General features: G+C 48.9%; 18 protein-coding genes, 1 pseudogene and 1 riboswitch. Of the genes and pseudogenes, 6 read left to right on the forward strand and 13 right to left on the reverse strand.

What is annotated here, in order from left to right:
* Positions 1–60 precede the first annotated feature (60 nt).
* The 3 genes from KTG14_RS07670 to KTG14_RS07680 all read right to left on the reverse strand — a co-directional run bounded on the left by KTG14_RS07670 (position 61) and on the right by KTG14_RS07680 (position 2,854).
* Entirely contained in the window at positions 61–1,227 is a 1,167-nt protein-coding gene (locus KTG14_RS07670) for a TraB/GumN family protein (RefSeq protein ID WP_216970400.1), read from the reverse strand.
* A gap of 127 nt (positions 1,228–1,354) precedes the next feature.
* Positions 1,355–2,200, reverse strand: a complete 846-nt coding sequence (gene ypfJ / locus KTG14_RS07675; protein ID WP_216970368.1) for a KPN_02809 family neutral zinc metallopeptidase — start codon at positions 2,198–2,200, stop codon at positions 1,355–1,357.
* Between the two features lie 57 nt (positions 2,201–2,257).
* Positions 2,258–2,854, reverse strand: a complete 597-nt coding sequence (locus KTG14_RS07680; RefSeq protein WP_254178036.1) for an SAM-dependent methyltransferase — start codon at positions 2,852–2,854, stop codon at positions 2,258–2,260.
* 148 nt (positions 2,855–3,002) lie between these two features.
* Positions 3,003–3,181, forward strand: a riboswitch (Lysine riboswitch).
* A 126-nt stretch (positions 3,182–3,307) separates the two neighbouring features.
* Between KTG14_RS07680 and dapA the strand changes: the two genes are divergently transcribed.
* The gene (gene dapA, locus KTG14_RS07685) at positions 3,308–4,198 is read left to right on the forward strand and encodes a 4-hydroxy-tetrahydrodipicolinate synthase (protein ID WP_216970369.1); all 891 of its coding nucleotides are present in this window, start codon (positions 3,308–3,310) and stop codon (positions 4,196–4,198) included.
* Positions 4,199–4,239: 41 nt separating this feature from the next.
* Here the strand turns inward: dapA and KTG14_RS07690 are convergent, their stop codons facing one another.
* Together KTG14_RS07690 and KTG14_RS07695 are read right to left on the reverse strand one after the other, a co-directional pair.
* The gene (locus KTG14_RS07690; RefSeq protein WP_216970370.1) at positions 4,240–5,076 is read right to left on the reverse strand and encodes an STAS domain-containing protein; all 837 of its coding nucleotides are present in this window, start codon (positions 5,074–5,076) and stop codon (positions 4,240–4,242) included.
* A gap of 132 nt (positions 5,077–5,208) precedes the next feature.
* Entirely contained in the window at positions 5,209–6,216 is a 1,008-nt protein-coding gene (locus KTG14_RS07695) for a cell wall-binding repeat-containing protein (RefSeq protein WP_216970371.1), read from the reverse strand.
* 299 nt (positions 6,217–6,515) lie between these two features.
* Between KTG14_RS07695 and KTG14_RS07700 the strand changes: the two genes are divergently transcribed.
* On the forward strand, positions 6,516–7,346 hold the full coding sequence (locus KTG14_RS07700) for a DUF2382 domain-containing protein (protein WP_216970372.1): 831 nt from the start codon (positions 6,516–6,518) through the stop codon (positions 7,344–7,346).
* A 49-nt stretch (positions 7,347–7,395) separates the two neighbouring features.
* On the opposite strand, the gene KTG14_RS07705 is transcribed toward KTG14_RS07700, so the two are convergent.
* The 5 genes from KTG14_RS07705 to KTG14_RS07725 form a co-directional block, all read right to left on the reverse strand.
* Positions 7,396–8,034 carry a Yip1 family protein gene (locus tag KTG14_RS07705; RefSeq protein WP_216970373.1) on the reverse strand — a complete coding sequence of 213 codons (639 nt, stop codon included), beginning with the start codon at positions 8,032–8,034 and terminating at the stop codon, positions 7,396–7,398.
* Positions 8,035–8,184: 150 nt separating this feature from the next.
* Positions 8,185–9,072 (reverse strand): SDR family NAD(P)-dependent oxidoreductase, encoded by an 888-nt coding sequence (locus KTG14_RS07710; protein WP_216970374.1) that lies wholly within the window; start codon positions 9,070–9,072, stop codon positions 8,185–8,187.
* Between the two features lie 17 nt (positions 9,073–9,089).
* Positions 9,090–9,998 (reverse strand): SDR family NAD(P)-dependent oxidoreductase, encoded by a 909-nt coding sequence (locus KTG14_RS07715; protein ID WP_216970375.1) that lies wholly within the window; start codon positions 9,996–9,998, stop codon positions 9,090–9,092.
* A 242-nt stretch (positions 9,999–10,240) separates the two neighbouring features.
* Positions 10,241–10,990, reverse strand: coding sequence for an anti-sigma factor (locus tag KTG14_RS07720; protein WP_216970376.1), 750 nt, complete (start codon positions 10,988–10,990; stop codon positions 10,241–10,243).
* Positions 10,971–11,549: an RNA polymerase sigma factor gene (locus KTG14_RS07725; protein WP_216970377.1), complete on the reverse strand. Its 579-nt coding sequence runs from the start codon at positions 11,547–11,549 to the stop codon at positions 10,971–10,973. Before KTG14_RS07725 ends, KTG14_RS07720 begins: the two co-directional genes overlap by 20 nt.
* Positions 11,550–11,922: 373 nt before the next feature.
* On the opposite strand from KTG14_RS07725, the gene KTG14_RS07730 reads away from it, so the two are divergent.
* Complete coding sequence (locus KTG14_RS07730) at positions 11,923–12,906, forward strand: class F sortase (RefSeq protein WP_216970378.1); 984 nt, start codon at positions 11,923–11,925, stop codon at positions 12,904–12,906.
* Positions 12,907–13,949: 1,043 nt separating this feature from the next.
* Here KTG14_RS07730 and KTG14_RS07735 read toward each other — a convergent pair.
* Both KTG14_RS07735 and KTG14_RS07740 read right to left on the reverse strand, forming a co-directional pair.
* Complete coding sequence (locus KTG14_RS07735) at positions 13,950–14,819, reverse strand: DMT family transporter (RefSeq protein WP_216970379.1); 870 nt, start codon at positions 14,817–14,819, stop codon at positions 13,950–13,952.
* A gap of 215 nt (positions 14,820–15,034) precedes the next feature.
* Complete coding sequence (locus tag KTG14_RS07740) at positions 15,035–16,396, reverse strand: copper amine oxidase (RefSeq protein ID WP_216970380.1); 1,362 nt, start codon at positions 16,394–16,396, stop codon at positions 15,035–15,037.
* 166 nt (positions 16,397–16,562) lie between these two features.
* On the opposite strand from KTG14_RS07740, the gene KTG14_RS07745 reads away from it, so the two are divergent.
* The 3 genes from KTG14_RS07745 (at position 16,563) to KTG14_RS07755 (ending at position 20,763) form a co-directional block, all read left to right on the forward strand.
* The gene (locus tag KTG14_RS07745) at positions 16,563–17,033 is read left to right on the forward strand and encodes a DinB family protein (protein WP_216970381.1); all 471 of its coding nucleotides are present in this window, start codon (positions 16,563–16,565) and stop codon (positions 17,031–17,033) included.
* A 96-nt stretch (positions 17,034–17,129) separates the two neighbouring features.
* Entirely contained in the window at positions 17,130–17,429 is a 300-nt protein-coding gene (locus tag KTG14_RS07750) for a hypothetical protein (RefSeq protein ID WP_216970382.1), read from the forward strand.
* Positions 17,430–17,589: 160 nt separating this feature from the next.
* Positions 17,590–20,763, forward strand: a complete 3,174-nt coding sequence (locus KTG14_RS07755) for a bifunctional diguanylate cyclase/phosphodiesterase (RefSeq protein WP_216970383.1) — start codon at positions 17,590–17,592, stop codon at positions 20,761–20,763.
* Between the two features lie 48 nt (positions 20,764–20,811).
* Here the strand turns inward: KTG14_RS07755 and KTG14_RS07760 are convergent.
* A pseudogene (locus KTG14_RS07760) lies at positions 20,812–21,081 on the reverse strand (LLM class flavin-dependent oxidoreductase); the annotation flags it as partial.

Genomic DNA, 21,081 nt, shown 5'->3' on the forward strand with positions numbered 1-21,081 from the left:
GCGAATATCCGGAAATAAAAAGCTTCCGCGGGATGTCCCGCAGAAGCTCTATAAATCCAATTATAAGTTTTCGAAAAACAAACGCAGCACGTCGGCCCCGCCGATAAATGTGCCGAGCGAACTGCCGAGGTTAGTCAAGACGATGACCAGCAATACACGGGTTACTTTATTGTCCCAAAAGCCTTTCACCGTGAAGACGTCTTTCGACAAAGTATCGAAGTCCCCAACATTCGGGCGGCGCACAAACGCTTGCGTCAGCCCTGAAAACCAACCGGCCGCAACGAGCGGATTGAGCGAGGAGATCGGCGCGGCGACAAAGGCGGTGAGAATTGCGAGCGGATGGCCGAATGCGACCGCAGATCCGATGGCGGCAAGCGTCCCGTTCCAAAGAATCCAGCTAATGGCCTGGTCAAAGCCCGCTGCTGGGTTGGCATAGAACGTATAGGCAATAATCGACAAGATCATTATCGGAATCGCCCAGCCGATGATTTTCGGCCAGTTCGATTTTTTCGGCACTTCATTGAGTGCCTTCAAATCTTGGTCACGGTAAATTTCTTGCGTGATGCCGGGAATGTGTGCAGCCCCGAGTACCGCCACTATCTTTTGGCCAGGAGCCTCTTTGATTTTTTGCGCCAAATATTGGTCGCGTTCATCGATGAGCGGTTTTTTGATGCCCGGAAAGGCTTTGGTGAAATCGTCCATGACGGCATTCAAGGTGTCTTGCTTTTTCATCTTTTCGAGTTCTTCTTCGGAAATCGATTCCTTGCTGAAGATGCTGAAAAATACTGAAGAAATCAGCTGGACCTTGCCCATCAATCCAATACCGTCCCAGATGCGGGAAAACGTCACTTGGATATTACGGTCAGCGAGCACCAGTTCCGCCCCGGTCTCTTCTGCTGACCGGATGCCTTGGATCATTTCAGAACCAGGCTTAATGCCGAACTGGTCAGCCAGACGGTTCTGAAATGAGGAAATCGCCAAGTTCATCAACAGCAAACTGGCTTTCTTGTCTTTGATGATCTTGAAAATATCGGTCTCTTTCCATTTCTTGTCCTGCGTCACCGATTCATAACGCTGTGCATCGAGTTCGATACACACCGAATCCGGACGTTCGCGCTCGACCACTTCTTTTACTTGCTCTGCGCTCAGTTTGGATACGTGCGCAGTGCCGATCAAAATCACTTGCTTGCCATCCACTTCAAGACGGGTAATATTGTCTTCTGTCATTAGCTCTTCTGTCATGAGTGTACTTCCTTCATAGAATAGGATTTCTTCTTCATTTTTTCATGATGAAAAAGACTGTCTATTCTTTATAATGAATCACTAAGCGCAAAATATCAATCTTTTCGAAAGCTTATAATTCCGGTGCGTCAAAGGTATTGCCGCTATTCAGATCCCCCGCGCGGAAGCCTTTATAGAACCACTCCTTGCGCTGTTCGGATGTGCCGTGCGTAAAGCTTTCCGGAACGGCATAGCCGCGCGTCCGCTTTTGGATCGTATCATCGCCGACCGCGCTAGCCGCGTTTAAGGCTTCTACCAAATCGCCTTCTTCCAAATAACCCATGCCTTGAGCATGATGCGCCCAGACACCCGATAAATAATCCGCCTGCAGCTCGAGGCGCACTTGCAATTGATTGTATTCGGTCTCGCTCAGCTGGTTGCGTGCCTGCTGAACGTCTCCAAGAACACCGAGCAGACTCTGGACATGGTGGCCGACTTCGTGCGCTACGACATACGCCATGGCAAAATCACCGGGCGCATTGAACTGGCGCTCTAATTCGTCATAAAAACTTAAGTCGATATACAATTTGGAATCAGCCGGGCAATAAAACGGCCCTGTCGCAGCACCTGCCATGCCACAAGCTGACTGGACACTCCCAGAAAACAGCACTAAAGTCGGCTCGACATACTCCATGCCTTCTTCAGCGAACACTTCCGCCCAAACTTCTTCTGTATCCGCGAGAACGACCGATACGAAATCGGCAAGTTCTTCTTCCCGCTCACTCGCCACATATGGTTCGGAGCTAGAATCCCCTCCGCCCTCGCCGCCAAGGATCGCCCCCGGGTCACCCCCGAGAAATGTGATCAACAAGACAATCAGTAAGCCGCCAATTCCGCCGCCGGCAAGGACTGGACCGCCGACGCCGCGCCCTCTCCTGTCCTCTACATTCTTACTGCCCGCTCGCCCTTTCCATTTCATAACCGAAACCCTCTTTCCGCATCCATTTTTAAAGCTATACCCCCTTCACCAGAAACTTTAATCCCATCTCGGCAAACGGTAGACCAAAAATCGTTCGCGCGGATCGTCTGTCTCGACTGGGAGCGCAATGTCACTGATTAATTCAAAAGCGCTGCGCCGTTCAAGAAAGTCGGTATACTCGATGGCCGGATAAAACAATATCACTTCGATTTCTCGCGGATAATCAGCTGCAGATGCCAAAATCCGGTCCACAACAGTCATGAATACCGGATCGGAAAACGGATTAAAAAAATAAAACCAGCGGTCTTCCGGCTGGATGCCGTAATCCTGTGCATAGCCGTTGATGAACTTGATGTCTGCTTTCCCCTTAAAGCTCTTTAAATTCCGCAGCGAGGCTTCATGAAGCGATGGGTCGACTTCCACACCCGCAGATGGTGTCCCGAACAGATAATGCGCAAAGAAATTCAAGCGCCCTTTGCCGCTCCCGAAATCCACCAGCCTGCCTTCTCCTTTCAGCGAATGCTCCTTGAACAAGATATCCAGCCATGCATAAGGCGTCACTTCAAAACGGTGCTCGTGCATCGACGCATTAAAGCCCATTTGTTCGCCACCGGTGTGGATATTCAATTGCCGGTCCATTTGATGATCGTTCATTCTGTACCTCCTCTTGTTGTGAATACTAGTTAAAGCCTCAGCTTTCTATTTCCACATTTTGCAAAATTAAAAATGCTTTTTCTCTTGCCATTCCCTTTTCATTCTGCTATATTACAGCTAATTCAATAATTTCTTGCTTCCTTAGCGGAGCGAGGATAGAGGCGCAAAAACCATCAGTACGCAATCCGAGGAGTATGAGCTCTTGGGACGATTGCCGACAGGGGGATTTGCCGAAGCGGCAGGATGCTCATATTCCTGTGCGCTGGTTCTGCACTGAAGAAGTGCCGGACTGTCATATAGGAAACTATATGGAGGGCTATCTGACGAACAGGAACGATTGGTAAACATTGTTTCTAACGGCAGCAACGGGCCCCCGTTGCTGCCGTTTTGTTTACTCCGGACCGGCCCCCACCTCTAACTTTTGAAAAAAACTTAGAAAAGGGTGTGTTCTCTATGAAATTCGGTCAAGTGATCACTGCGATGGCGACACCATTCGACTCAGACGGTGAAATCGATTTTCAGGCAACAACAAATCTCGTGGAATACCTGATCAATAACGGATCGGACGGCATCGTCGTCGCTGGGACAACCGGCGAATCACCGACTTTGTCGACAGATGAAAAAGTGGCACTATTCGTCCATGTCGTCACTGTAGCGGACGGGCGCGCGAAAGTCATCGCGGGCGCCGGCTCAAACAATACGCGCGCATCGGTCGCTTTGACCGAGCAAGCAGAGCAAGCGGGCGTCGATGGCGTCATGCTCGTCACTCCTTACTATAACAAACCGTCACAAGAAGGCATGTACCGCCATTTTGAAGCGATCGCAAACGCCACGGCGCTTCCGGTCATGCTCTATAATATCCCGGGCCGCAGCGTCGTCAATCTATCGGTCGATACCATCGTCCGGCTATCGCTTATCGATAATATTACTTGCGTCAAAGAAGCAAGCGGCGATTTGGATGCCGCTTCTGAAATCATCGAACGCACGAGCAATGACTTCGCCGTCTATAGCGGCGATGACAGTTTGACTTTGCCGATGCTTTCTATTGGCGGAACGGGCATCGTTTCGGTCGCTTCGCATATTATCGGCAATGACATGCAAGAGATGATCAAATTGTTCCGGACCGGTGATACAGCCGGAGCCGCGGCGCTTCACCGCAAATTATTGCCGACGATGAAAGCCTTGTTCGCAGCGCCGAGCCCTAGCCCGGTCAAAGCGGCCCTTAACCTATCAGGTGTCCCGGTTGGCGGCGTGCGCTTGCCAATGCTTGCGTTAACAGCAGAAGAAACCGCCACTTTGCAGCAATTCCTGCCTTCCGCTAAACAAGACGCGGTCACCAATTAAAAGAAGCTTCGCAGATCCGTTACAGGGTCTGCGAAGCTTTTTCAGTTATAGACATTTTCCAAGGCACGCTTCAAGCTGCCCCCGATGTTCAAAGTCCGCACATCCACGCCGAGTGTCGTCAACGATTGCGCCGTTTCCGGCCGAATTCCCGTCAACACCGCTTCGACGCCGATGAGCCCGAGCGATTGGATGATTTTGATGACTTGTTCCGCCACCATCGTATCAACACGGATTACTCCAGACAAATCAATGATCAAGGTACTGATTTTCAGTTCGCTCGCAGAAAGCAGTGTCCGCTCGAGAATATAGCGTGCACGATCGATTTCAACGCTGCCGATAAGCGGCAGTATCGCCACTGAATCGCTAATGGGCACAACAGGTGCCGACAATTCCAGAAACTCCTGGCGTGCTGTCGCCAGATTGCGTTGATAGGAAGTCGTATACGCATGTGTATAGGAATACGTTGCATGATCCAAAAGTGCATGCAATAATTCTGCCGCATCATAAGTTATTTCCGGGGAAATAGCCAAGCGGCGGCCTTCGCTTTTAATCAAAGTAGCGATGTGCTTCCGGTACAAAGCCGTTTCGGCAAGCGCCACATCCAGGGTCATGCCATGCTCTAAGAAAAAGTTTCCGGTGGCGGTTCCCCATTTTGCCATATCCGCCATAATTTCTTCCTGGCGGCAGCTGTTCTGCATCGACTTTCCGAGTAATTCAATGAAGCGAATGCGCTCATTCAACACCAGTTCCAAAAACTCCTGGTTACTGACAAGAACTTCCTCCGATAAATCCGCATGCCGCTCTTCCTGAATCAATTCCGCAATCATATATTTTTCTTCTTCCACTCGTCTACCGAATAACACCATTTCTTTTTCCATTGGTACCTCCGTCAATTGTTGCTGGCTTTATTTCTTGCAACAGATTCATTATACCTAATCTTCTATACAAGAAGTAGCCTTTTGCTTTTACTCAGAAAAAAATGCCCGCCAGGTGGCAGGCATTTTCAGGTATTATTTTGCGAAAAGCTGTTTCAAAGTTGCTGAAGAAACGGCTCCTTCGCCACCCAAAATTGTGTAGAAGGAATATGGCGTTTCGAAATTCTTGATTTGCTGTTTAGAAGCTTCAGATGGCGTTTTTGCCGTCAGAACTAATGGCCCTGCGTATGAAGCGGCTAAAGAACTTCCTGACAACGCATCTGGATAATTGGCGCCAGTTGCGATGAAGATCTCGCTTTCATCTAGCAACAACTCATTTTCCAATGCAAATTCGTTAAATTCCTTGTTTGTCTCATAGCGGGTTGCACCTGCGAGACGAATCGGTTCTTCCATGAACAATTCTTCAACTGCCGGCTTGACTGCGCCTTTACCACCGATGATGATCGGCAATTCCGGCTGGTTTTCTTTAATGTAATCCGCAACGACTGCCGGGACAGTGCCATTTGCCGGTACAAGGAGAATAGGATCGGCATTAAGTGCTGCTGCCGGGGAAACCGATAATGAGTCGGCAAAGTTTGCGCCTGTTGCTACGTATAGAGTATTAACCTTACCAACTTCTTCAGCAATGTTAACAGCCGTTTCATAACGGGTTTTTCCGCTGATACGCTCAACTTTCACGCCGAGGTCTGTGATTTGTTTTTTGACATTTTCAGAGATAGCGCCTGTACCGCCGACTAAGATGACGTTTTCTGCACCCAGTCGCTTCAATTCAGCAGCGAATCCTGCAGGCAGTGAATCTCTTTTTGTCAAAAGCAAAGGAGAATAATGGAAACCTGCTAGTGGTGCTGCAGCTAATGCATCCGGGAAATCGGCGCCAGTAGCTACCACAACTGTCTCAACACTGTTATCTCCCCAACCATACCCAGAAACTTCCAAGCTTGTCTGGTAGCGGTCGCTGCCGGAAATGCGATCTGAATTGTCTTCTGCCAATGCTGCTGCAGAAGCAGCGCCAGTCGGTAAAACTGCCCCAAGTGCCAAAGCTGCAGTCAATGCTGCAGTCGTCAAAACCTTGCTGTAAATCATTATTAATCGTTTCCCCATTCTGTAATGTATTCATTTCTTTTCCAATTATATGATATTTTACGAACATTACAATAGGTTTACAAAAATATTTTTTCTTAGGCATAAATACTTTTTCACCATTCAGATTTAAATAACATTTTTGCAACTCCATATATTCTTCTTTAACTTTTGATCCGCAACTTCCGCGTCCTTCTCAGCACGCTGGAAACAATGCTTTAGGTTTATGACCTCTCGCTTTCCGGGTACACAAGCCATAACGCAAACACGGCAAAACATTGACCTTACAGGAGGATGCTATTATGCAAAAACATGGCCATAAATTAATCGGCACATTCGATGTGCAGGCGGAAGTGATCCATGAGATCGGCGAATTAAAAGCACAGGGATATAAAGAAGAGGATATTTACGTCGTCGCTTTGAACGGCCAGCAACTGCAGATGGTACAAGGACAGACGGATGTCCATTTGAATACGGATGAGAATGATTTCATGGACAAGTTCAAATCGTTCATTTCCGGGGAAGACCCGACAAAAGATGCACTCAAACAAATGGGCCTCTCTGATTCTGAAGCGGATGAATATTACAACCAAATCCAAAGCGGCAAGATTATCCTTTACGTCGACAGCGAATACGGCATGAATTATCAAAACTTCGATGCCGCAGCAGCTAGCCTATCTGGAACTGGGCACGCAAAGGAAGATCGTAAAAAAACCGAAACGCCCGATTTGAGTGATGAACAACAGATGAAGCTTCACGAAGAACGCCTGGCAGTCGATAAAAATTGGGTCGAATCCGGAAGCGTCGACATCCATAAGAACACTGTTGAAGAACAACAGACATTTGAGGTTCCGTACGAACGAGAAGAAGTCGAAATCGAACGCCGCCCAGTCAACCAGGAACTGGCCGCATATGAAGCGAGCGGCCACTCCGCCGAGACATACGAAAAAGACGGCCTGTGGCACATTCCCGTCATCGAAGAACGCCTGGAAGTGCGCAAAGTGAAATACGTCAGCGAAGAAATCATCGTCCATAAACGCAAAATACAGGAAACAAAGCATATCAGCGAAACAGTGCAGCGCGAGACAGTCGACATCGATGAACACAATGTCCAGCGCCACGAAAAGCCGTAAACACAAAAAAGACGATTCCGTAAATCCGGAATCGTCTTTTTTCTTTCCATTAAAGTACAGCAAATAATATGAACACCAAGAAAAAGATAATGACGAAAGCTATTAGCAAGGCGGGAATCACGATTACGAAAAACCCTTTCCACGCTGAAAATCGCTGCGCTTCTCCCACGCCCTTACACTGGATCACGAAGGTCCAAATACCGACGAAAAAAGCGGCAAGCAGTAGCACAAGGCCTATTACCATGCCAAGTCCCGTATCCGGTTCTGCTACACTAGGTTCGATTGTTCTATAGAATGTCGAAGGCGATGTTAACAGCCAAATCAGCCACATCGGCACTAGCCAAATTTGTGGAATACTTGATGTGACAACCGCACGGAACATTTCAGAATATGTTCCGACACCACCAAATAATTTGCCCAAGAGCTTATAGACTCCTGACATAATCGCGACCCCAGCGACTGCAGCAAGCGGGCCTAGCAGCAAGGCGCCAAGAATCACCCCAACGGCAGGAAACATTTCCTCTCCATTGGAAGCTCCAGAAAGCGCACCTGCAAATCCCGTCAAGACCAAAAGCAAGACAATAAAGCTTGTCGGCTTTTCTTCAATAACATAACGTACGGTCTCGCGCGGACGCGTCCATATCGCCGTAAATGGATTCAATTCAGCATATGCAGTTGGTTCATTCATACCATAGCCCGCCTTGCTTTCCTTTTTCTGTATAATTCATTAATTACTCCCCCTTTTATTTCCATCTAATCACATTCTCCTACACTTGTAAATGACTGGAAAGAGGATAGCTGGCTGATGGCTAATAAAAAAAGCCTAAGCGGCTGCGGCTTAAGCTTTCGGGTTTCCGTCTTCTGGTTCTTTCTTTTCCTGTTCAGGTTCGTTCAGCGTTCCGCTATGCGGTGCTTCAGGCGGTGTTTTCTCTAAATTCAGCTTGATAAATCTTGCCGAACGCTTCTCCAACATCTTCGGCGCAATCCGCGTCAACAAACGCACGGTTTTCACCTTCCGTCCGACTTCCACGACTTCTTTCGGTTCATCGATTAAATCGATGATGGCCTTGACTGCCTGCATCGGGTCATCCATTGGCTTCATATCGACCACATGGCCCGAGTAGTTTCCAGCGTGTTCGAACCACGGCGTGTCAGTCGCCCACGGGAGCACGGAACACACGTGGATGTCGTGATACCCTTCCAGTTTCATTTCTTCATTGAGCGCCGAACTGAAACCGAGAACAGCATGCTTGCTTGCGCTATAGCCGGTGAAATAAGGAAATGCGACATCGCTCGCCACCGAGCCGATATTGATCAAGGTGCCGCTGCCGAATTCCTTGAAATGGCGCAGCGCAAAATGGCTGCCATTGACCGTGCCTTTGACATTCACTTCCACCATGCGCGCAAGGTCTTCAAGCGGAATATCCGTGAACGGTCCGATTACACCAACGCCGGCATTATTGATCCACACATCAATTTTCCCAAAACTGGTCAGCGCTTCCTCGAATAGCCAAGCGACGTCCGCTTCACGGCTGACATCCATCGTCACTGCGATGGCATTCGGCCCAAGTTCACTCGCCAGTGCTTCGATCAATCCGGTGCTTCGTGCCGCCAGCACCAAATTCGCGCCGTCTTTCGCCAATTGCCGTGCAACTTCCTTGCCGAGCCCGCTGGAGGCGCCGGTGATGACGATCGTCTTGCCGCGTCGTGTTGGTTCCTGTGCCATGCCGCCTCCTCCTTTCTTCACTGTTCCTCTTGTTGTTCAAAGCGTTCCCTTAAATCTCCTGAAACCCCACGCCCTTCTTCCACTGGCTCATGCAAGCTGCCGGAAGTTAGTCCCGCAGCCGGTGCTGATTCAATCATCTCTTTGAGTTCCTGGCCGCCGAGCCCCTTCGCTACTGCCGGCAGGAACTGGCCGAAAATGGCTGTCGCTTTCCCCTTGCCGCCGACTTCCAGATTTTTTTTCGGGTCATCGATCAAACCGATAATAGCATCGATTACTTTGGCTGGATCGTCCGGCGGCCCAACGAGGATTTCATGTCCTGAATAATTGGCCGCATGTTCTGTCCATGGGGTATCGGTGATCCATGGGTCGATCGAACAGATATGGACCTCCGGGTAGTCTTCCAGCCGGAGCTCTTCGTACAAGCCGTTAGATAATCCGCTGACACCGAATTTACTGCCGGTATAGGCCGCTCCATAAGGCATCGGAACCTTGCTGGCGAATGACGAGACATTGATCAGAATGCCGTGCCGCTGCTCTTTGAAGCGGCGCAGCGCGAAATGGCTGCCATAAATCGTGCCGAGCATGTTCACTTCCACCGTCCGGTTCAAATCGCGCAGCGGCGTATCGATAAACGGCCCGTACACGCCGATTCCTGCGTTATTGATCCACACATCGATACGCCCGAAATTATGCATCGCGGCCCGGTGCAGGCTCTCAACATCCTTCACACGGCTAACATCGGCTGTTACCGGGATAACTAATGGACCGAGCGAATTCGCGAGCTCCTCAATCAGCCGTGTCCGGCGGGCAGCAATGACTAATTTCACTTGTTCGTGCGCCAACCGCTCCGCCAGACCACGGCCGATTCCGCTTGACGCTCCTGTAATGACGACGACTTTGCCTTGATTCGAATGCTTTGCCCCCACAGCGCTCGCCTCCTTCTTAAAAAAGTACAGAATTTTGTATATATTTACCCCTTTTAAACATATAGAAAACGCTTTGCGGCGGGAGTTGATAAGAACAGTTCTAAAGGTTTATTTATTGTCCTCCCACCTGATCCATACACCTACGTTAGGGGAGGGTTCTTAGGATTTTCCCCATAGAAAAAGAGCGGCACCCGTATAAGTGCCGCTCTTGATAAATATCCTATATGGTCCTCGAAATGATTTTAAGCTTCTGGATCGATCGCTGCGCTCAGGACGACTTCGCCCTGTGGCGTCTCGTTTCCGCGATTGGGTTCTAATGTGACTGCGATGGTATCCCAGCCTTCGGTATCTTCATCGAGACTGAAGAAAACCGCGCCTTCGTTTTCCTGGCTCGGCGTGAATGCACCGGTTGGAATCGGCTGGCCATCTTTTAAGAGCCATACCTGATACACTTGGTCTCCGCTCGTCGGTTCCAGCTGATTTGCCTGAACTAGGAGATTCAACGCCCCTTCTTCATGGACCAATGCAGCTGTTCCTGTTCCCTCAAATGTTTCACTTGCCTGCAAATCCACTGTTTCAAAAGCGACTTCAGGTGCCGTTGGTGCGTCTGGCTGATCGCTTAGCTCGTAAAACGCGTAGGCGTTTCCGAGCAGCGAGACGAGCAACGCCGCCGCGACGAGCGGTGTCCACTTTGATGTTCTGAATCCCCGTTTTGCCATAGTGGCAGGAGGTGACGGACTGTCGCGTTTTGCACGCTCTTCTGCCAAAGACGCTGGTTGCTCCCCTTCATCGAAGACCGTGCCCAAAATTCGCGACTTCATGCCTGCATTCGGTTCTACCGGATCTGCAAGGTAAGGGAGTTCGCCTGTCGCATCAACGATTTCACGACATTCCGGACACTCCGCTAAATGTGCTTCAAACTGCTTTTGCTCTTCATCATTCAACGTACCATTCAAATAATCGATCAATTGGTCACAATTCACGTTTGTCATCCAGAACTCCCCCTTCCTGCACCATTTGCAAGGATGTCTTCAATTTCTTTAATGCTAAGCGGATCCTGCTCTTTACAGTTCCGAGCGGAATGCCGCATTTTTCTGCGATGGTTTCATGCGTGTAGCCTTTGAAATAAAATAGATGTACCATTTTCTGCTGCTCCTCCGATAAATGCCGGACGGCTTGATGGATCTGTTCGCTCTTCTCTTGCCATTCGGCCGTTTCTTCAACCGAAGAGTCGGTGCTTTCCACTTCCGCGATTTCATCCAATGGAACGGAAGGTTTTTTCTGTTTGCGGATCAAATCCACTGCCGCATTGCGCGACATCGTCACCAGCCAGGCAACAAACTTTCCTTTTCCCTCATCATAGCTGCCAACCCCGCGCCACACTTTAACGAATACTTCCTGCAGCGCTTCCTCTGCCAAATCACGGTCTCCCGTCATTTTGCATAGATAGGAAAATAGCATCTTTTCATAGCGGTCATACAATTCTTCGAGCGCTTCCTTATCTTTGCCCCTGACGCGCTCGTAAAGCAATGCGTCTGAAATATTTTCCATGCCGTTTCCCCTTTGTTACAGATTTCGTACCCTTAGCTTACTATATTCCGCGGCATTTAGGTTGCTTGACTCTTTTTTTGTTGTTACTTATTCAACGCAACAGATGTATAATTAGTTCACTTTCCCTTGATTTTTATTGCAATTGCCGAATCGAGCAATCGCGCAAACGGCTTGCCTGGCGCCTGGCGCAAATTTTTTGAAAACACGCTATATAGAAGTGATCCAAACAGACGGATTCTGCGTTATACCTATATAAACGTTATACTAATGGAAGCTACACAGTTGAGCGATTCAGAATTTCTGCTGCGCAACTGCCTGAAATTACTCATGAATGAAGCAATCAATTATCAGACCACGAAAGGTGGATGTGCAGATGAGACAATATTTAATCATGGGATTGGCCACAGCGCTTTGTATCACCTTATTTTTCATTTTAGATCCACTGAATGGAAACAATCCTGCGAAACCCGAAACCAAACAACCAGATACGGCGCAGACCGCAGCTAAACCGGCTGAACAGAAAACGCCGAGTGAGCGCCTCGATACGCAGTACAAGGACAAGATCGCTGAATTTCCGGTGCGCCCGGCACAGCAAGAAAAGCTGGCTGAACTACGCCAAGAGCGGATGGACAATCTTCAAGGCATGAAGCCGGTGCGCATTTCGGTTCCTTCTATAGGCATCGATGCAGCGATTGAAGAAACCGGCGTGTTGGACAACGGCGAAATGGGCGTGCCGGAAGACGTCGATCAAGTTGGCTGGTTCGAACCTGGCTTTAAAGCCGGGGCAGAAGGAAACGCTGTACTGGCGGGACATGTCGACAGCCTTACCGGGCCAGCTGTCTTTTATGAATTGGATCAATTGGAAAAAGGCGATCAATTCACGCTGACGGATGCAGACGGGCGCGAAATGGTGTTCGAAGTCCGCGGCACCTCGAGCTACATTACGGACGAAGCGCCAGTTGAAGAAATCTTTGGACGCTCGGACCAGCGCATGGTCAACCTGATTACCTGTACCGGCGACTTTAACCGCGACATCGGTTCGCACGAAGAACGCCTCGTGGTATCAGCCGAACTCATCTCTGATTCTGCGATGAAACAGCAGGCCCCAGATGCCCCTGATAACCTGAAACTTACCGCCACTGCCTTGTCATGGCATGCCGTGCGCGATGATGCCGTTATTGGCTACCGCGTCTACGAGGAAGACCTTGAGAGCGGCGAATCCAATCAAATTGCTACCGTATCATTATTCGAACGCAAAAGCATCCCGCTCGAAGCGGACGAATCCAAGCGTTATTATGTGGTATCCGTGAACGTCGACTTAAAAGAATCCAAGAAAGCTTATATACCTGAAGAATAGCGAATCCCCTGTCCGGCGTTGCCGGGCAAGGGATTTTTTTATGTAAGACAGGAAGTGTGAAATGAAAAGAAGTGAGCACAAAATCTTCCACTTTTCGACTGCGTTTCAGGGGGCTGCTTGGGGTTCGCAGGATGCGAATCATGCAGTTGAAGAGATGGAAACATTTATATGAAAAAGAAGAGATGTGAAAAGCTCTCGCTTTTCGACTGCGTTTCAGGGGCACGCTTGCCGAGGGGCGGGTGTTGAGCCAATGTGCCAAAGAACGCGGCACATTTGTCTCGCCAGCCCGCGCGGTCCCTCAGGCGTCGGCCCCTTCCACTCCGTCTCTAGTTTTAGAGTGAGCGATCGTTTCTTCAGTTCATCTAAAGTGAGGTGTAGAAATGCATCATGTTTTGTAGCTCATATAGTTTGGATCAAAGAGAATGTGATTTTCAGTTCAAACACCTATTTTCAGATGCCGCATCTCAGGAAGCGATTTCCTCACTAGCCGGCAACTAAATAAAGAAGCAGAACAATTTAAACAATAAACGTCCAATGAAATCTTCTAGCCGCCGAGCGTAAAGGGGTGAGCCGATGCCGTAAGACAGGCGCTCTTCCTGGCTTATGGCAAGAGGCCAACCCAAAGCCCTGCGGTGACTACTAACCTGAAGCTTCAACAGAACAGCGAAACAATGCCACTTGCAAACCCTAGCTATCCTTAAACACGACTAGTCCAGGAAGCGATTTCCCCACTAGCCGGCAATTGCATATAGAAGCAGATCTGATTAAACGCACACGAATCAACGAAATCTCCCAGCCGCCATGCGCCCAGGGTGAGCCGATGCAATAAGACAGGTGCTCTTCCTGGCTTATTGCAGGAGGCCAACCCCAAGCAAGGCGGCGACTACCAACATGAAACCCAACTCGAATGCCAAAACAGGTTCACATGCAAACTCTCACTACCTGCTCCACACTCGTCCCAGAAAGCGATTCTCAGATTCCAGCTTCAGGCAATAGAAACTCACCGTCCCCACAACCTTCAGCTCACCCCAAGCGAAGAAAGATCAACTCCCTTTCTTAAAGCTCAGCGTCGTAACCGTCAAAAGAATAATAACCATGCCGATTATTTGGACAATGCCCAACTCGTCGCCGAGTAAAATCAAGCCAAATAATGAAGCGGTCACCGGCTCCACCATCGCAATGATGGAAGCCGTTGAAGGCGCGGTCCGTTCGATACCGATTGTATAAAGCGCAAAAGACAGGCCTGCGCCAACAATCCCGATCGCAATAAACCACCCTACATCGCTAGAACTGAACACTGAAGCTGCTTCCTGGAAATCGACAAACCACGCCAAAACGGCACAGAAAGCAATAAAAGCCAGTGTTAACACCATTTGCGGCTTGCCTTTTTCAGAAGCATTTTTGAATCCGAAAATGAATAACGCATAGGACAGCCCAGCGCCTAAGCCGGTGGCGACGCCAATGAAATTGACAGCGGAAGATCCAGTATCATAGGCTTTGGTCAATAGCACGATACCGGCAAGAACACTGAAAATGCAGCCCCATTTAAACCATGTCGATCGTTCCAAGCGAAACAAAAAAGAAATAAGCAGAACAAACAAAGGGGCAGTATACATCAAGGTCGCAGCGATCGGAACGCTGGTCGACTCGATACTCAGAAAATAAAACGTAAAGTTTCCCGCTACCCCAATGCCCGCTACAATCGACCATAAGATTAAGCGAAGGGAAAAATCCCTTTTTTCAGTCTTGCTTAACAAAAACCAGCCCGCAAAACAAACCAGACCAATGGCGCCACGGTAAAAGGAAATGACCAACGGATCCCAGCCTTTACTCAATAGGATATCCGCCAAGCCTCCTGTAATCCCCCAACAAACTGCCGCCAAAATGATCATCGTGATTCCTGCATATTTCATAACAGACCCACCTATTCACAGTATTGTCGGCCGTTACATGTTCCGCCATGCACTGCCCATTTCCCCTACCATTGCCAGCGCATGTTTCTCCTAAACTTTTTCCAATTAATTAATTTTAAAATTTTCCTGTCCACCCCCCCATGACTTTCCGGATTTTCCCATAGAAAAAACCGGGGAGGCATCAGCCTCTCCGGTTTCCAAAAAATTTCGCTATATTATTGTTTTCTTGTGCGGACAGCGACTGTCGTGATCAACGCTGCGAGCAATAGTCCAGCCAATACCCATAGGTAAGGAGCTGTTGAGTTAGCGCTCATGCCGCCCATACCTGTTGAAGGCATTTCAGACGGCATCGCTGCTTCGCCGAACTCTTCAGGGAATTGGTCAGTGATCGCTGCAGACAAGCCAGCTGCTGGCATAGTCATGTGCGCGTAAGCTTCACGGATTGAAGCGTAAGCTGTTTCGTAATCTCCAGCTACATAGCTGTCGAATGCTGTCAGCAATTGCTCAACATGTTCTGTCAAGCCTGCTTCAAGAGCATCAGCTGGTACGCGTCCTTCAGTTGCTGCGTCCAAGAATGCTGCTTGGTCCAAGATGTATTGATCCAATTCAGCACGTGCTTGTTCTTGCCCTTCTTCGTTGCCTTCACCTGTTGCTGTTACATAGTCAACGAAGTAGCCGATATGAGACTTCCATGTTTCTTCGAACTGTGCTCCAGCTTCTTCACCATAGACAGAACCGACAGCTGCAGAAAGGTCATCTGCGTTCGCCAAAAGGGCTGCCGCTGCCTGGTCGAAGCTTTCTGCTCCATCAGCGCCGTCTTGCATCGCCATAGCCGCAAGCCCAGCATGCTCTGTGAATGTCATGTTAAGACCAGCACGAAGATCTACTGCCGGTGTATCAGGGTTTGTGTTATCGAACTTCTCAGGGAACTGGTCCGTGATAGCGATCGACAATGTTTCTGCAAACATGCTCATGTGGTGGATAGATTCACGCTCCCACTCATAAGCTGTTTCGAAGTCACCTTCTACATATGCATCAAATGCACCGATCAATTGATCGACGTGGACATCAAGGCCTTCTACGACTGCTTTTTCAGACAAACGTCCTTCTGTAGCCGTATCGAAGAATTTCGCTTGCTCTACTTTATATTCTTCGAGTTCAGCGAGTGCTTGTTCTTTGCCTTCTTCATTTCCTTCTGCTGTTGCTGTTACATAATCAACGAAATAGCCGATATGTGACTGCCAGATAGCATCGAATTGCTCTCCGCCTTCTTCACCATAGACCGAAGCGACTGCCGCTTTCAAATCTTCAGCATTTGCCAATAATGCGCCGGACGCCTGGTCGAAATCTTCTGCTCCGTCCACGCCTTTACGCATCGCTTCAACTGCAAGGAAAGCGTGCTCAGTTAATACTGTATCAAGCGCGATGCGAAGTTCTGCCGCTTTCGTTGCTGTCGGCGCCTCCATCTGCTGAGTCGATTCACCGTGTCCTCCTCCATGGCTGTCTGCAAGTGCTGCTGTAGGTACTAGTAGAGATAAGCTTAGTGGAAGTGCCACCAATAATTTATTCATTTTCATCATCCATCACTCCTCGGTTGTTTTTATTGTTCTACTAGCTCAACGGAAGGGAGATCAGTTTAGATCACTTTTTTTCAAAAAACTTTTTAAATTGCCAGAACCCATTAATTCCACGGAAGACATCAATGCTATGCTAGATGAAAATGAATGGACAGGAGTGACATCTATGCAGCCTTATTGCGCACTAGTATTTCATCAATTGGAACTGATCGTTAAATCCTCGAGTGAATTGATCTCTTCTATAGAAGGAAGCGACTGGGAGATGCGGCCGACTGCAGGGAAGTTTTCGATCGGTGAACTCATCGGCCATCTCGCGCTTATCTGTGAAGCAGACCTGTACATTGCAGATGGGGCGGCCGAATCCGAAATGCGTTCATTCTATACGGTTAAAATGCCACATTCGAAAGAACAAGCCCTTATTGAATTGGCACGCGGCTTTGAACGGCTCAAAACCACTTACCTTCCATTAGATGAAAGCCAACTCCAAAAAATCCACACCGCGTATTGGGGTGTCAGTTACAACCGCTTTGAGTGGCTGCTCGAAACGCTGGTCCACCTCACCCATCACCGCGGGCAATTGCATTCCATGATTGTCCATGGCCTCGGCAAGCAGCCAAATGTTCAACTGTTTGAATAAAGCTACAGAATTTCCCAGTAGTTAGCATACATTTTTTAGGTTTTGGGTATGGACAAAGACCTAGTCGAAAATTCAAAGAAAGCCAGGTGCATTCAAATGTCTACATTAGAACACCCTGATCTATCTCGCATTCAAGAACTGGATCCGACTACACTCGGTGAAAAATTCCCCGTTCGTCGCCGAATCGCCGAAACTACGCTGTACTCAGCTTACTTAGTCCCAACTCAAGGAACACAAGGCCCGCCTTATGACATTCTCGTCATCGATCACCTTCCCGTCACGCCGGTTACTGCGTTTATTTGGTGCCAGCGCATCCAAGGCACCGGAACGAAAATGGAAGTCGTCAAAGAAATTACAAATGCACTCGACTATATGCGAAAGCGGCGTGATGGATAAGCCCGCTGCCTGCAACTCGTAATAGCTTTTTAAGTTCTTTAAATGATTGTCATAAATTTCTTTTAAATATAACTTTCATGGGTATTTTTTTCTGTGCTTTTGCACTGCTTAACTGGGGTATAATAGTCCTCACAATATGATTACGAAAGGACTGTTTCATATGCCTCTCGAATTTGCGCGCCTGGTTTTCATGGCTTTTTCCGTCTTGACGGCCATCTCCGCTTCCTATATCGCCCTACTATTGATCGGCCGCATCGCCGATCGAAGCCGCAAACATCCGCTATGGTGGGTCGGCGGCAGCTCACTGGTGTTTGGGACGGGTATTTTTTCTATGCATTTTATCGGAATCCTTACCTATCATTCTGCAGCGCCGGTCCAATACGACCCGATTTTATTGAGTGTTTCACTCCTTGGGGCGATCAGTGCCGCTTTTCCGGCTTTTTATGTACTGCAGACCTCCCATCCGCCGAAGAGCCATTTATACTTTAGCGGATTTGCTATCGGGTTCGGCGTTTTATTCATGCATTATATCGGCGATGCCGCCGCCCAAGTACCAGGAGACCCACAATTTAATCTCATGCCATTTTTATTATCCATCGCTGTGGCTTTCGTTTTTTCCTTTGCCGCCTTGCGGATTTTCTCCCGCAACCGCAAACGGCCCGACTCGCCAGGAAGAAAATTCCAAAGCGCCATTATTCTTGGACTGACGATTTCCGCGGTCCACTATATCGGGATGCAGGCGGTCAGCTATTCTACTTTCCCAACAGCAACAGCTTCCTTTAACGATATGGGCTTGGCTTTTGTTGTATCCGCACTGATTCTATTATTGCTGGCCATCGCCGGTTATTTGGCGTTCCTTGACCGTAAACAATTGATTAACGAAAAACGTTATTTGAGCAAGATCCGCGAAAGTGAACGGCGTTTCCGCAGGCTTGCGGAAATGTCTCCAGAGGCGATCGCAATCCACAGTGGCGGAAAGCTATTGTATGTCAACGAAGCTTGCCTGCAAATGTTTGATGAAAGCGATGCAGATAAATTGATGGGCACTGCCGTACTCGATTACGTCCATCCCCAATACCACGAAATAGCGAAGTCACGCATTGCCTCCATGAATCAGGGGCTCAGCACTCCGCCTGTTGAACAGGTATGGGTGACGCCAAAAGGCATAAGACATGAAGTCGAAGTGACCGGCATGGGGATAGAGTTCGAAGGGGAGGCAGCCGTGCAGCTATCGATTCGCGATATTACAGAACAAAAGAAAGTTGCACGCGAACTTGAATACAATCGCCAACGCTACGAATCGCTGTTTCAAAACAATTCCGATGGCATCTTTTCTATGGATCCTAACGGAAAACTTGTTGATACGAATGTCTCTTTTGAGCGCCTGCTCGGCTATAGCAGCGATGAACTTATCTCAGTGCCCTTGCGTGAATTGATTGAAGAATGCCAACTGGATGCAACGAGAGTGAAGTTCCAACTTGCGCTTGAAGGCATCACGCAACATTATGAAACACTCGGCATCCACAAATCCGGCCACCGCATTTCCTTGCGCGTTACCCATATGCCAATCGTGACGGACGGGACTGTCACCGGGGTTTACGGCATTGCCAAAGATATTTCAGCCGAAAAAAGAGCCCTCGCCCTGTTAGCGGAAAGCGAAGAGAAATACCGCTCGTTGTTCGACTACAATTTGGACGCCGTTTTTGAACTGGATAACTCCGGACACTTCGTCCACGCCAATTCGATGACAGAAGAATTAAGCGATTATACGCGTGATGAACTGATTGGCCTTACATTTGCTCCGCTCATTGCAGAAAATCTTGAGCGTGTGCAAGGCTTTTTCCTCTTGGCTCTTTCAGGGGAAGCAGTCAATTTCGAACAGCGCATCAAACGGAAAGACGGGGAAATCATCGAAGTGGATATCAATGCCGTGCCAAAACACAGGAACGGCGAAATCGATGGCGTCTTTGCCATCGTCCGTGACATTACGGAAAAAAAGGCGAGCGAACAGGAAATCAATCGCCTGGCTTTCACCGATCAGCTGACAGGGCTTCCGAATCGCCATTGGTTTTATCAAAATATCCGCGAGGTTTTGGCACGAACTCAAGCGCAGAAACAGAAAATCGCCGTGCTTTTAGTGGATTTTGATGACTTTAAAAACGTCAATGACTTGCTTGGGCATTTCGGCGGTGACCAATTCTTGAAAATTGTCGCCAACCGCATCCACTCTTGTCTTGGTCCCACGGACGCCATCTCACGTTTTGGCGGCGATGAATTCATTATCGTCTCGGAAAACACGACCGAACCTCAAGCCCATGAGCTGGCTCAAACCATTCTTCGCGTGATGCGTGAGCCGGTTCAACTACTCGGACAGGAATTTTCTGTGACTTTGAGCATTGGCATTGCTTTCCAGAAATCTTCAGAAAGTGATGGGGAGGATCTGATTAAAGAAGCCGATTTCGCCATGTATTCTGCAAAGGAAAACGGCAAAAACAATGTACAAGTATTCACCCAGGAACTCGACAGTCAAATGACACGCAAAAGCCAGATGGAACAAGCGCTGAAAAAAGCTATCGATGATCAGCAATTCGCGCTCCACTACCAGCCGCAAATCAATTTGGCGAGCGGTGAAGTCATCGGCTACGAAGCGCTGCTGCGCTGGCAATCGCCGTTCGGCAATGTACCGCCATCTGAATTCATCCCAATCGCAGAAGAGACCGGTTTGATTGTGCCGATCGGGGAATGGGCGCTTCGCCAAGCCTGCCGGGACAGCAAAGAGTTTTGCGCACTCGGCCATGCGGCGGAGAAAATTTCGGTCAATGTCTCGGCGCGCCAATTCAAGGACCCGGACTTCAGCGAAAAAGTGCAAGCCATCTTCGAACAGGAACAAGTCGACCCCGGGCGCTTTGAAATCGAAATTACGGAAAGCGTCATGCTCGACATCGAACAGTCTGCACGCATTATCTGCGAATTGAAAGCGCTCGGTTTGCGCATCGCCATCGATGATTTCGGCGCCGGCTATTCGTCGCTGAATGTTGTCAAAAATGTCGAAATCGATACCTTGAAAATCGATAAATCCTTAATCGATGAAGTGCTCATCAACCGGCGCAACCTGTTCATCCTCGCCGCTATCATCGAGGTGGGAAAAAACCTCGATGCCCGCATCGTCATCGAGGGTATCGAGCTTGAAGAACAGGCAGAACTGTTGAGACCTTTCGGCATACTCGGGCAAGGCTATCTATTCAGCCGGCCGCTGCCGCCGGGCAGTCTTGATGCTTTCCTCAGCGAATCCGATTATATTACGGCAAGCACCCCAGCAAAACTCTTGGAATAATAAAAAAGGCGCGCAGCCGGATAAGCTGCGCGCCTTCTTTATGTCTGGTTAATCTTTGCGCGTGTATTTGCGCACCGCCGGCAAAATCTCTGTCGACAAGAGTTCAAGATTGCGCTCGAGGCGCTCCATCGGCACACCGCCGAAATCCATTTGCGCAATATAACGCTGGTGGCCATAGAGTTCGTGCTGATACAAAATCTTTTCGATGATCTGCTGGGGGCTGCCGATATTCATGACGCTTTCTTTCGTCGCGCCGTGCTGAAACGCTTCCTGGGGATAACCGCKGCCATTGGTTTTGACCCTCCCTTTATCCACATG

Source organism: Planococcus sp. CP5-4_YE (assembly GCF_019042655.1).
Lineage (GTDB): Bacteria > Bacillota > Bacilli > Bacillales_A > Planococcaceae > Planococcus.

What these genes read in the sequence shown, in the direction of transcription:
- KTG14_RS07735 (WP_216970379.1), bottom strand. Translation starts at nt 14,819, where the DNA reads ATGAAATATGCAGGAATCACGATGATCATTTTGGCGGCAGTTTGTTGG.
- KTG14_RS07710 (WP_216970374.1), bottom strand. Translation starts at nt 9,072, where the DNA reads ATGGCACAGGAACCAACACGACGCGGCAAGACGATCGTCATCACCGGC.
- KTG14_RS07700 (WP_216970372.1), top strand. Translation starts at nt 6,516, where the DNA reads ATGCAAAAACATGGCCATAAATTAATCGGCACATTCGATGTGCAGGCG.
- KTG14_RS07670 (WP_216970400.1), bottom strand. Translation starts at nt 1,227, where the DNA reads ATGACAGAAGACAATATTACCCGTCTTGAAGTGGATGGCAAGCAAGTG.
- KTG14_RS07730 (WP_216970378.1), top strand. Translation starts at nt 11,923, where the DNA reads ATGAGACAATATTTAATCATGGGATTGGCCACAGCGCTTTGTATCACC.
- KTG14_RS07705 (WP_216970373.1), bottom strand. Translation starts at nt 8,034, where the DNA reads ATGAATGAACCAACTGCATATGCTGAATTGAATCCATTTACGGCGATA.
- KTG14_RS07680 (WP_254178036.1), bottom strand. Translation starts at nt 2,854, where the DNA reads ATGAACGATCATCAAATGGACCGGCAATTGAATATCCACACCGGTGGC.
- KTG14_RS07740 (WP_216970380.1), bottom strand. Translation starts at nt 16,396, where the DNA reads ATGAAAATGAATAAATTATTGGTGGCACTTCCACTAAGCTTATCTCTA.
- KTG14_RS07750 (WP_216970382.1), top strand. Translation starts at nt 17,130, where the DNA reads ATGTCTACATTAGAACACCCTGATCTATCTCGCATTCAAGAACTGGAT.
- ypfJ (WP_216970368.1), bottom strand. Translation starts at nt 2,200, where the DNA reads ATGAAATGGAAAGGGCGAGCGGGCAGTAAGAATGTAGAGGACAGGAGA.
- dapA (WP_216970369.1), top strand. Translation starts at nt 3,308, where the DNA reads ATGAAATTCGGTCAAGTGATCACTGCGATGGCGACACCATTCGACTCA.
- KTG14_RS07755 (WP_216970383.1), top strand. Translation starts at nt 17,590, where the DNA reads ATGCCTCTCGAATTTGCGCGCCTGGTTTTCATGGCTTTTTCCGTCTTG.
- KTG14_RS07725 (WP_216970377.1), bottom strand. Translation starts at nt 11,549, where the DNA reads ATGGAAAATATTTCAGACGCATTGCTTTACGAGCGCGTCAGGGGCAAA.
- KTG14_RS07720 (WP_216970376.1), bottom strand. Translation starts at nt 10,990, where the DNA reads ATGACAAACGTGAATTGTGACCAATTGATCGATTATTTGAATGGTACG.
- KTG14_RS07745 (WP_216970381.1), top strand. Translation starts at nt 16,563, where the DNA reads ATGCAGCCTTATTGCGCACTAGTATTTCATCAATTGGAACTGATCGTT.
- KTG14_RS07695 (WP_216970371.1), bottom strand. Translation starts at nt 6,216, where the DNA reads ATGATTTACAGCAAGGTTTTGACGACTGCAGCATTGACTGCAGCTTTG.
- KTG14_RS07690 (WP_216970370.1), bottom strand. Translation starts at nt 5,076, where the DNA reads ATGGAAAAAGAAATGGTGTTATTCGGTAGACGAGTGGAAGAAGAAAAA.